Raw genomic sequence first — 11,212 nt, forward strand, 5'->3', positions numbered from 1 at the left:
TCTGCACCACAACAACGGCTGTCGAGTATATTTTGGAGTTTACCAACTTCACAGTTCAGTACGTTCTTACAAGATGAACAGGCAAAACAACATTGGTTGAAACAGGTTTCTAATCGTTGGCCAGATGTTGCTGATTGGCTAGAGCAGCTTTTATGGAGTGAACAACATCAATCGCAATGGCTTTCTGCCCAATATCGTGATGTAGTGATGTCTCAATATGGACAAGGTCGAATCGGGGTCATTGGTGATGCGGCACATGCGATGAGTCCGCAGCTTGGCCAAGGTGCTAACATGGCACTTTTGGATGCATGGGCATTTTCTCAGTCCTTGCAAACTGCTCAGACAAACCAGCAGATCGACTGGACGATATTATGGCAACAGTATCACCAACACCGTCGTTCTTCGACCCAATTCTACCAATTTCTCAGTCGACTCCTCACCCCTCTTTATCAATCAGATCATTGGTGGGCAGGTGGATTACGCGACCTTGTTTTCCCTTGGCTGTATCAAATCCCGTATTTCCGTAAAGAAATGGCAATCACCATTTCAGGTTTAAAAACAGGTATGTTCCAACAAATGAGCTATCAACAGATTGCGGCATACCAACACAATCAAAATGTCTTGATTGAAAATAATCAATCATTACCTGAATATGACTAAGTGCAAAATAGGATTTGAATTAAATATGAAAATTAGTCATTTAGATCATATAGTTCTGACCGTTGCAGATATTAAGACAACTTGTCAGTTTTACCAATCAGCCTTGAATTTTGAAGTTATCACCTTTGGCGATAATCGTAAGGCCTTAAAATTCGGCACTCAAAAAATTAACCTGCATCAAACAGGCAAAGAGTTTGAACCTAAAGCTTATCAACCCACTGCTGGTTCAGCTGATATATGCTTTATTGCGGAAACACCACTCAATGAAGTGATTGCACACCTTCAGGCACAGCAGATTGAAATTATTAAAGGTCCTATTGAAAGAACAGGTGCAATAGGAAAAATTATTTCTGTTTATGTTCGTGATCCCGATCAAAACTTGATTGAAATTTCGAACTACCTTTAAGTCAACAAACCGATTTTTTAACCAACAAGCATAGCCAACCCTAGCCACAAACGCTACACTAACGGCTTTCCACCAAATAGATTTCCACTCATGTCAAACTGGTTAGATGAAGTTAAATTTGATTCCAATGGTCTTGTTCCTGCCATTGCACAACATCATCAAACTGGTCGAGTGTTAATGGTTGCGTGGATGAATCGTGAGGCTTTACAACTCACTGCTGAAAAAAATCAGGCGGTGTATTACTCACGTTCACGTCAAAAACTATGGCATAAAGGCGAAGAATCAGGACACTTTCAAACAGTGCATGAAATTCGTCTCGATTGCGATGCTGATGTTATTATTCTTCAAATAGAACAACACGGCGGTATTGCTTGTCATACAGGTCGAGAGTCTTGTTTTTATCGCAAACTCACACCTCAAGGCTGGGAAATCGTTGATGCCCAACTGAAAGATCCAACTGCAATTTATGGTGCATCCGCAAAAACAGAAGCGCATGACCATAGCCACAGCGAACAAATCGATGTTTTGGGCTATTTAGGTCGCTTAATGCAAGAACGTAAAAATGCTGAAGCGGATAGCTCTTATGTTGCTAGTCTATATAAAAAAGGTATCAATAAAATCTTAGAAAAAGTCGGCGAAGAAAGTGTCGAAAGCATCATCGCAGCAAAAGATTATGCGGTGCATGCTTCACTTGAAAATAAACATGACCTGATCTATGAAGTTGCTGATCTTTGGTTCCACAGCATTGTGATGCTTGGCTACTTTGATCTCGACCCTCAAGTCGTATTGGATGAACTTGCACGTCGCCAAGGCTTATCAGGTTTAGTCGAAAAAGCTAATCGTAGCAAAGAAGCGTAAGCATCGCCTGTGTCGAGTATCGAGAAACCCAAAGCGACTTATGAGCAAGCTGTTGCCATAGACAATGCTCGTTTAGGACAATCCTTTAAAGTGATTGCCTATGCTGGCACAGGTAAAACGACAACCTTACAAATGATCAGTGATGCCATGCCTGAACGGCGTGGTATGTATTTGGCATTTAACAAAGCCATCGCAACAGAAGCGCAGAGTAAATTTCACGGCAATGTAAATTGTCGAACATTCCACTCACTCGCTTTTCGCAGTGTGCCACGTGGGGTAACGGATAAATTACGTTTACCACGTCTTAGTCCAAGTTTTATGGCCAAAGAATATCGCCTAGAACCGATTACATTGCGTCGACTCATGGGTGGACGTTATGAAAAATACGTTTTGATGCCAAGCCGTTTAGCGAGCCTAGTTGCCAATGCGGTGAGCTATTTCTGTTCAACCAGTTCACAATACCCCGCACCTCGTCATATCCAAGCACCCAACTGGTTGCATCAGGACGATATCGAATCTTTACAACAGCATCTTTATCCAGCTGTTGAACGCCGCTGGTTAGAATCGATTGATCCTAATCATCAAGCAGGCATTGGGCATGACATTTATCTGAAATTATGGGCATTGTCTGAACCGAATATTCCTGCGGATTATGTGCTATTTGACGAAGCACAAGATGCCGATCCCTTGATGTTAGGAATTTTGTTGCGTCAGAAAAGTACCCAAGTGATTTATGTCGGTGACGCACATCAGCAAATCTATGCTTGGCGTGGTGCAATCAATGCGATGCAACAAATGCCACTACCTGAAAGCCGTTTGACCACCTCGTTCCGTTTCGGTGATGCAATCGCAGATGTGGCAAATAGTTTGCTTGGTGCACTCAATGAAACCGTTCCTCTACTCGGCAATCCAAATGTAAAATCGAGTGTGGTGAATAAACCGCACACCAAAATGCGTGATGCCATCCTGTGCCGTACCAATGCCCGCGCGATGGAGTTACTGCTTTCAGGTCTAGTGCATGGCGACAAAGTCAGCTTACAAGCAGATCATCAAAAACTCAGTCGTTTTGTTGATGCGGCAAGCTTATTAAAACAAGGTAAACGCATTACCGATGTCCCTGAGCTGGCTTGGTTTAACTCATGGCATGACGTACATGAATATTGTGAGACCAATGACGGCAGCGACATTAAACCATTGGTTAAATTGGTCGATGATCACGGCACAGAACCACTTAAAAAAGCCCTTGCCAAAATCACACCGATTGAACAAGCTGATTATGTGATCTCAACGGCACATAAAGCCAAAGGATTGGAATGGAATCGTGTTCATATCGAAGATGATTACCAATTCAAAGTGAATGGACTGGAACATAAAATTACAGATGAAGAATTAAGATTACTTTACGTTGCCTGTACTCGTGCTAAAGTAAGTTTAAATATTCACCATCTTTTTGACTTAATACAACAATTAAAACGGTGCGCTCCCTCAAGTCTTCGTCAGTCAGCAGGTTAAAGCGCTTAGATTGAGGTGAGAGCCTATGCAACTTGAATCCGTTCTCTTCAAGCATGTTGGAATGTTTCGAGACTTAACTGTCGAATTTCAGGCTGAGCGTCCTGTCACACTTATTTTAGGCGATCAAGCTACAGGCAAAACCACGCTATTAAAAAATATCTACCAAGCATTAACGTGGTTCTCGGCACGTTATAAAGATATACGTACAGCGGGCGTGGTCATTTCTGATCAAGACATTATGCTGACTCGACTCCAAGCAAAAATTCAAATGCAAGTTCGTATGAGTACTGAACTGACTGGTAGTTTGGCGGAGAGCAGTTCAGCCGCAGAAACAGATACTCAAAGCTGTGTTTGGAAATTATTTAAGACATTTAATAGTCAAGGTGTCGGTATCAGTCAAGTCGAAACACAGCAGCTTGATCAAATGGTTACGCTTTATCAAAAAACCAGCTTACAAGATCCTTTATTTGGCTTACCACTGATTGCTTATTATCCTGCTGAACGCTTTGTCCATGAAATCAATTTACAAAGCAAAAATGTTCCGGGAATTTTACAAGAAATCTCTGCTTATGATCTTACGGCGATTCCCTACACCACTTTTGCGCGTTTTTTTGAATGGTTACGTGAAATAAGTGATGTAGAAAATGCCCACTCAGCTCATATTGTTCGACGCTTAATGGGGAATGATTTTAGCCAACAAAATCAATTGGAAATATTAAATCAATTACAGCAAGAATTGGCTAATCATCCAAAGCAACTATCTGCCCCAAATCTTTATGCATTGAAAAAAAGCTTACACACCATTTTTCCTGACCTGACAGACCTCTACATTCAATATGTTCCAAAATTACAATTGATCGTACGTTATCGTGATCAGTTAATTCCATTTCAACAACTCTCAGCCTCACTCAAAACATGGATTGCACTTGTTGGTGATATTACTCGTCGCATGTGCTTACTCAATCCGCATTGTTTTGATCCATGTATAGAGGGTGAAGGCATTTTATTAATTGATCAGATCGACCATCAGCTTGATCAAAATAATTGTGCTGAGATTTTGCAACGACTTCATCAAGCATTTCCAAGACTACAAATTATCGCTTCAGGCAATCGAGATGAATTGCTTGAACATGCCGTGGATTATCAATGTTTACGTTTAGATGCCAAAGAAATCTACGAAATCAATGTAGAAAAGTCACAACAACAACTCTCTCAACTGTATAACGAACTAGTTTGGACTGAAGGAAATAACATCGCTCAAACGCACAACTTACTGGAAACAGAAACACTGATTAGCCGAGTGGATGAATTATTTCATCAAATACAGGAGCTTAACCCTCAAGAAAAAAATGATTTATTAAGCTTATTAAAAATTGATGATACCCCCGAAGAAACACCGCTTTAATCATTTGTTTTATCGACTGAATTTTCCCGACCAAACTCAGCCTGATGTTGTTATTTTCATGTAATAACATCGGGTTTTTGTTCATATTTTATAGTAAGATAAAGCTCATTTTATTTTCAAGTTGTGCAATACAACTTGCTGCCTCCGTTAACTTGATTGGGTTTCGAGATTTGAAACTTTGGCGCTCTCTTTGAATGCCTGTGAGTCTCGAAAAGAAAATTCACCCTTAGGTCGCTCCCGACCTAAATCATCGACATGGATACCAGTGTGCTACCGATTATTATCTTATTACCGCTCATACTCGGCACCACCCTTGTCGCACAATTGCAACGTATTTCGCGGGGCATGACGGCACTAGGGGCAATTGGCATCAGCCTTAGTTGTTTCATTTTACTTCTTACTCAGGCAGAAACTGTTCTTCAGGGAAATACTCTGCAACAAAGCTGGGATTGGCTTCCTCAACTTGGAATCAATCTAAGTTTTCGCCTAGATGCATTAGGTTTATTGTTTGGTCTGCTGATTAGCGGTATCGGTACACTCATTTATATTTACGCCTATTATTATCTGAGTCCGAAAAACTCTCTTAGTAAACTTTATCAATTATTAATGCTGTTCATGGCGGCAATGCTTGGTATCTCACTTTCCAATAACCTCATTATCTTATTGGTATTTTGGGAGTTAACCAGTATTTCATCATTCCTTTTAGTGGGTTATTGGAGTCAATATGATGCTGCACAACGTGGCGCTCGTATGGCACTCACCATTACAGGAATGGGCGGTCTTGCAATGCTCGGTGGCTTTGTCTTACTCGGGCAAATCACAGGAACCTATCAAATCGATCAGCTTGTGCTGATGAAAGATACGATTCAACAGCATTACCTTTTTGTACCAACCTTATTATTAATTTTATTGGGTGCATTCACTAAAAGTGCGCAGTTCCCATTTCACTTTTGGTTACCTAATGCGATGGCTGCGCCAACGCCTGTTTCCGCTTATCTGCATTCAGCAACCATGGTTAAAGCAGGTATTTTCCTGCTCGCACGTTTAGCACCTATTTTTATTGGTGCTGCGCTGTATCACAATATCGTCACCTTTGTCGGTTTATTCACACTGTGTATGGCGGCAGGTTTTGCAATTTTCAAAGAAGATCTCAAAGGTCTGTTAGCATATTCAACAATCAGCCATTTAGGTCTAATTGTATGTTTACTGGGGATCGGTTCTCCCCTTGCTGTCGCTGCTGCGATTTTTCACATCATCAACCATGCAACCTTTAAAGCTGCATTGTTCATGATTGCTGGAATCATTGACCATGAAACGGGTACGCGTGACTTACGCAAGCTTAGCGGTGTTTGGCAATTACTGCCTTTCACAGGCACATTAACCATGATCACTGCAGCCTCAATGGCGGGTGTTCCATTAACCAACGGTTTTATTTCCAAAGAAATGTTCTTTACTGAACTGCTTGCAAACTTGTCTGGTCCAGTGATGGTCATTTCGGCAATTGTTGCAACTTTGGCAGGGATCTTTGCGGTTAGCTATTCTATTCGCTTGGTTCACGGCGTGTTCTTTGATGGTGAAGTTGGTAAGCAAGTTCCAAATAAAGATGCACATGAACCTGCATTAGGAATGCGTCTACCAGCAATCATTTTAGCAACTTTGTGTATTTTAGTCGGGATTCTTCCAGCTCTTCTTGCAGGCACGATGGTCAATAGCGTGACTCGCTCAAGTTTGGCACAACCTGAATTTGAAGGTGTGCACCTTGCAATTTGGCATGGAGTCAATGCACCACTACTCATGAGTGTGATTGCTTTGATTGGCGGGGCTATCTTCTATTTCGCTTTAGCAAAAGATGGACGCATCCGCAAAATTGACCTTGATCCTTATCTTGGTAAATTTCAAGGCAAGATCATATTTGAGCTGTTCTTAAAACATTTACTGTTAAATAGCCGAAAAATTAAACAAGCAACAGAAAATGGCTCATTACAAAGCTATCTGCTATGGATCGTTTTGTTCAGTATTTTGATGGTTGGCTTACCGCTGTTCAATCAAGGTCTCACTACGGGCACTCGTGAACTGACACATGCACCGTGGGTTGCGATTGTCCTTTGGCTAACACTATTCTCTGGCTGCTGGATGATGTTGTGGTTTCACCACGAACGTATTAAGGCAGTGTTGATTAGTGGTGCAGTTGGTTTGGTTGTCACTATGACTTTTGTGACTCTATCTGCACCCGATCTAGCCCTAACGCAAATCACCGTTGATATTGTAACCACTGTCTTATTATTAATGAGTCTGTCGTTATTACCACAACTTACACCATACGAATCAAGTCGTTCACGTCGTTGGAGAGATGCAAGCTTAGCCATCGCAGGTGGCTTAGGTATTGGTTGGATTGCGTGGTTATTATTAACTCGAGATCACAATTCAATTTCATGGTTCTTCATGCAGCAAGCGATTCCACTTGGTGGTGGCTCAAATGCAGTGAACGTAATTCTTGTCGATTTCCGTGGATTCGATACCTTTGGTGAAATCGCCGTATTGGGCATTGCAGGTATTGGTGCGCTTTGCTTGATGGATGGTATGCGTGCGCATGGCACCACCATGACCCAAGGTCTGACTTACCGTTTTAATCCATCACCACTGATGCTAAGAATGACTGCTTCTTGGATCTTGCCACTTGCGCTTGTTGTCAGTGTCTATATCTTCTTGCGTGGTCATAACTATCCGGGTGGTGGATTCATTGCGGGTTTGATTACTTCGATGGCACTGATCATTCAGTACATTGTTCTAGGGCAAGACAAAACTGAGCAGATGCTAAAAGCCAAATCAGGTCGTTTATATGAGATTTGGATTGGTTCTGGTTTAACCATTGCTGGTTTAACGGGTATTGCAGCATGGTATTGGGCACGCCCATTCTTAACCAGTGCACATATCTATGTCGAACCTCCCCTACTTGGGAAAATGCACCTTGCTTCAGCAGCAGCTTTCGACTTAGGCGTCTATATCACTGTTGTAGGTGCAACCATGTTATTGATTTCAGTCTTAGGTGACTCACGCCATTCAAGCATGTCTGGCCCAATCCCAAGTGGAGATAAATAATGGTTAGTATTGAATTTTTACTTGCATCTGGGATTGGCTTACTGACCGCGACAGGAATCTATTTAATTCTTCGTGCGAGAACCTTTCCTGTTGTTCTGGGTTTGGCCATGATCGGCTATGCTGTCAACCTGTTCCTATTCGCAATGGGTCGTTTACAGGTCAATGCTCCAGCTATCTTGACTGAAGCAACCAAAGTTACAGACCCACTGCCTCAAGCACTTGTGTTAACTGCAATTGTAATTGGTTTTGCAACGACTGCGTTTATCGTACAACTTGCTCTCCGTAGCCGATATGAGTCTGGTACAGATCATGTCGACTCTAAAGAAGAACCCACCTTGACTTATGACCCACGTGAGGATGAGCCATAATGTTCGATTTTTACAATTTTTGGCTTACTCATACTCCTATTCTCAGTATCTTAGTTCCAGCTTTTACCAGCTTTATCCTATTGATACTTGGAAATCCAGGTTCAGGTTCTTTAAAGCAAGACTGGCGTCAACCTTGGCGTCGAGGCATTAGTTTCGTTTCAGCGTTAATCGGTTTAGGACTGGCAATAAGTTACTTCTCAATTGCGAGTACAGGACAAATCACGGTGTATCAGCTCAGTGAATGGTCTGCTCCATTTGGTATTGTACTTGTGCTTGATCGTCTTTCAGCCTTCATGCTGCTATTGACCTATGCCCTCGCTGTACCTGTTATGTGGTATGCCAGTGAAAACTGGGATACGCGTGGTCGCTATTTCCATGCCATGTTCCATTTCCTGTTGATGGGATTATCTGGTGCATTCCTAACAGGCGATTTATTTAACTTATTTGTCTTCTTTGAAATTCTATTGATGGCATCTTATGTGCTTTTATTGCATGGACAAGGGCGCCCACGTTTTCAGCTGGGTGTGCATTACGTCACCATCAATTTGCTTGCATCTGCACTCTTTCTAATCGGCTTAGGCATGATTTACGGCAGTGTCGGTAGCTTAAATATGGCTGATGTGGGTCGCCTTATTCCAACATTAGACAATGATCAGCATAAACTTGCGATTGCAGGTGGCTTACTATTATTTGTCGTGTTTGGCATTAAAGCGGCGATGCTGCCTGTAGGCTTTTGGTTGCCTAAAACCTATGCTGTTGCAAGTACACCTGTTGCTGCAATTTTTACCATCATGACCAAAGTTGGCATCTACGCCATTTTACGTGTGAATGGCACTGTGTTCGATGATGCAATGGCACAAGATATTCTTAAAAACTGTCTATTAGTCATCGGTCTAGTCACTTCCATTTACGGTGTTATTGGCGCACTCGGTGTAGATCGTTTACGTCGCTTTGTAGGTTTCATGGTGCTGTCATCTATCGGAACATTGCTAATCGCAATCTCGATGTTCAATACAGCAGCATGGGCAGCAGGTCTTTACTATCTAGTTCACAGCACATTGATTGCAGCAGCATTCTATTTATTCTGTGGTTGGATTACATCACAACGTGGTGCATTTAAAGACCACCTCAAAGTTTCCCCTAAAATGAAACAGGAAAAGGCTGCGGCATTTACCTACTTTACCATTGCCTTAATGCTTGCTGGTTTACCACCTTTTAGTGGGTTCCTTGGCAAGGTGTTTATTTTACAAGCCACCGCTGAAACGGCTTATCAAGGTTGGATTATTGCTGTTATTTTAATTGTCAGCTTGCTGAGTATCATCGCACTTACCCGCGTTGGTTTCATTCTGTTCTGGCGAGCTACACCACCAGAGGAAAATCCAAACGAAGAAGCTTATGCTGTTTATCAAGCTTTACCAGAAGTAGCTCCAAAACGAAATGATAAAGCGATTTATATTCTATTGGGTACTTTAATGGCTTATGTGGTATTTGCTGCTCCAATTCAAAACTATATGGTTTTAACCGCACAGCAAATCCAAAATCACGCCCTTTATCAGCAAGCCATTTTGAAGACGGATAACCAAGGCCGTGCGATCAGCGTTCAACCTTATGATCCAAGCTATTTGCCAGAAACAAAATATGGTGGTGAAGTAGAAGATCATAATGCTTTACTTATTCCTGATGTGATTTCCAAACCAACACTGCAAGGTGAGCACATCTCTGAATATAAGCAACGCCAAATTGCAGAACAAACGTTAGAAGCACCAACGATTCCAAATACCACTCAGTTAAAACCAATGGAGGAACACTAACATGCAAAAAGTAGCTTTGCTTGACCGTTGGTTCCCCCACCCTTTCGTGTCTTTTTTGGTTTTTCTGAGTTGGTTAATGCTGTCACATAGTCTGGACTTAACGGATATATTAGTGGCCATCCTATTGGCGATTATTATTCCACGTTTAGTTGGGCCATTTATTTCTAGAACGCCACACATTCACTGGACACCAGCAGTAAAACTATTTTTTGTTGTGCTTTGGGATATTATCGTTTCAAACTTCCGCGTGGCAAAAATGGTGTTGGGTCCAATGGATCAACTCCATCCGAGATGGTATCGCGTTCCACTAGAAACTGAGCACGAAGAGGTGAATACTCTTCTCGCGATGATCATCACCACGACACCAGGTACGGTTTCAGCAGGGATTGATCAAGAGCGTGGCGATATTCTCGTCCACGCACTCAGCTCAGATGACACTGAACTCGATATTCAAGAAATCAAAAAACGCTACGAAACACCTTTACTCGAAATCTTTGATGTAAAGATTGAAGAAGGAGCAAGCAAATGACAATTTTACCTTATGCGCTTGGCATTAGCTTAATTGCCATTACTATCTCAATGTTTCTATGCCTGATCCGATTGATTATCGGCCCATCTGTCATCGATCGCCTACTTGCTTTAGACACACTATTTCTAAATGCGACATGTCTTATTGTTGTTTTAGGTGTGTATTGGGTAAGTACCAATGTCTTTGAAGGAGCATTATTGGTTGCAATGCTTGGCTTCGTTTCGACAGCTGCGCTTGCTCGTTATTTCACAACGGGTCATGTCATTGACTAAGGAGATGAGCTATGCAGTTAATCATTGAAATCATTATTTCTTTCTTCCTTATATTCGGTGCTTTCTTCATGCTGGTCGGATCGATCGGCATGGTTCGACTACCAGACTTATTTATGCGTTTGCATGCCCCAACGAAGTCGAGTACATTAGGATTAGGAAGTTTTCTAATTGCAGCAATGATCTTTGGCGCAACGCAAGGTCGTTTTGGTTTTGCTGAATTATTAATTACTTTATTTGTCTTTATTACTGCACCAGTATCGGCAAATTTGATGGCGCAAGCTGCGATTCATTT

At 41.9% G+C, this 11,212-nt stretch carries 11 protein-coding genes; all 11 read left to right on the top strand.

The genetic code is table 11. The annotated features are described in order from the left end of the window. On the top strand, window positions 1-660 hold a 660-nt coding region (locus tag B4237_RS06115), incomplete at its 5' end, for an FAD-dependent oxidoreductase (RefSeq protein ID WP_286942192.1). Between the two features lie 25 nt (window positions 661-685). Next, window positions 686-1,066, top strand: a complete 381-nt coding sequence (locus B4237_RS06120; RefSeq protein ID WP_278595972.1) for a VOC family protein — start codon at window positions 686-688, stop codon at window positions 1,064-1,066. Between the two features lie 90 nt (window positions 1,067-1,156). Beyond that, window positions 1,157-1,924, top strand: a complete 768-nt coding sequence (gene hisIE / locus B4237_RS06125) for a bifunctional phosphoribosyl-AMP cyclohydrolase/phosphoribosyl-ATP diphosphatase HisIE (RefSeq protein WP_023013142.1) — start codon at window positions 1,157-1,159, stop codon at window positions 1,922-1,924. 9 nt (window positions 1,925-1,933) lie between these two features. Next, on the top strand, window positions 1,934-3,436 hold the full coding sequence (locus B4237_RS06130; protein WP_136457460.1) for a UvrD-helicase domain-containing protein: 1,503 nt from the start codon (window positions 1,934-1,936) through the stop codon (window positions 3,434-3,436). Between the two features lie 25 nt (window positions 3,437-3,461). Then, window positions 3,462-4,841 carry an ATP-binding protein gene (locus B4237_RS06135; RefSeq protein WP_278395579.1) on the top strand — a complete coding sequence of 460 codons (1,380 nt, stop codon included), beginning with the start codon at window positions 3,462-3,464 and terminating at the stop codon, window positions 4,839-4,841. 255 nt (window positions 4,842-5,096) lie between these two features. Next, entirely contained in the window at window positions 5,097-7,940 is a 2,844-nt protein-coding gene (locus B4237_RS06140; protein ID WP_007480105.1) for a monovalent cation/H+ antiporter subunit A, read from the top strand. Then, complete coding sequence (locus B4237_RS06145) at window positions 7,940-8,308, top strand: Na+/H+ antiporter subunit C (protein WP_004876507.1); 369 nt, start codon at window positions 7,940-7,942, stop codon at window positions 8,306-8,308. Before B4237_RS06140 ends, B4237_RS06145 begins: the two co-directional genes overlap by 1 nt. Next, window positions 8,308-10,119, top strand: coding sequence for a monovalent cation/H+ antiporter subunit D (locus B4237_RS06150; protein WP_278595973.1), 1,812 nt, complete (start codon window positions 8,308-8,310; stop codon window positions 10,117-10,119). The genes B4237_RS06145 and B4237_RS06150 overlap by 1 nt, the downstream gene beginning before the upstream one ends. 1 nt (window position 10,120) lies before the next feature. Then, window positions 10,121-10,648 (top strand): Na+/H+ antiporter subunit E, encoded by a 528-nt coding sequence (locus tag B4237_RS06155; protein WP_023013138.1) that lies wholly within the window; start codon window positions 10,121-10,123, stop codon window positions 10,646-10,648. Beyond that, the gene (locus B4237_RS06160) at window positions 10,645-10,920 is read left to right on the top strand and encodes a monovalent cation/H+ antiporter subunit F (RefSeq protein ID WP_004876501.1); all 276 of its coding nucleotides are present in this window, start codon (window positions 10,645-10,647) and stop codon (window positions 10,918-10,920) included. The genes B4237_RS06155 and B4237_RS06160 overlap by 4 nt, the downstream gene beginning before the upstream one ends. An 11-nt stretch (window positions 10,921-10,931) precedes the next feature. Beyond that, the coding region (locus tag B4237_RS06165; protein ID WP_286942197.1) for a Na+/H+ antiporter subunit G at window positions 10,932-11,212 on the top strand (281 nt) is incomplete at its 3' end.

Source organism: Acinetobacter sp. UBA6526, assembly GCF_002434875.1.
Classification (GTDB): domain Bacteria; phylum Pseudomonadota; class Gammaproteobacteria; order Pseudomonadales; family Moraxellaceae; genus Acinetobacter; species Acinetobacter venetianus.

Bases quoted from the DNA above. Each gene is read 5' to 3' on its own strand.
- B4237_RS06120 (WP_278595972.1), top strand. From the start codon at position 686: ATGAAAATTAGTCATTTAGATCATATAGTTCTGACCGTTGCAGATATT.
- B4237_RS06140 (WP_007480105.1), top strand. From the start codon at position 5,097: ATGGATACCAGTGTGCTACCGATTATTATCTTATTACCGCTCATACTC.
- B4237_RS06160 (WP_004876501.1), top strand. From the start codon at position 10,645: ATGACAATTTTACCTTATGCGCTTGGCATTAGCTTAATTGCCATTACT.
- B4237_RS06145 (WP_004876507.1), top strand. From the start codon at position 7,940: ATGGTTAGTATTGAATTTTTACTTGCATCTGGGATTGGCTTACTGACC.
- hisIE (WP_023013142.1), top strand. From the start codon at position 1,157: ATGTCAAACTGGTTAGATGAAGTTAAATTTGATTCCAATGGTCTTGTT.
- B4237_RS06150 (WP_278595973.1), top strand. From the start codon at position 8,308: ATGTTCGATTTTTACAATTTTTGGCTTACTCATACTCCTATTCTCAGT.
- B4237_RS06155 (WP_023013138.1), top strand. From the start codon at position 10,121: ATGCAAAAAGTAGCTTTGCTTGACCGTTGGTTCCCCCACCCTTTCGTG.
- B4237_RS06135 (WP_278395579.1), top strand. From the start codon at position 3,462: ATGCAACTTGAATCCGTTCTCTTCAAGCATGTTGGAATGTTTCGAGAC.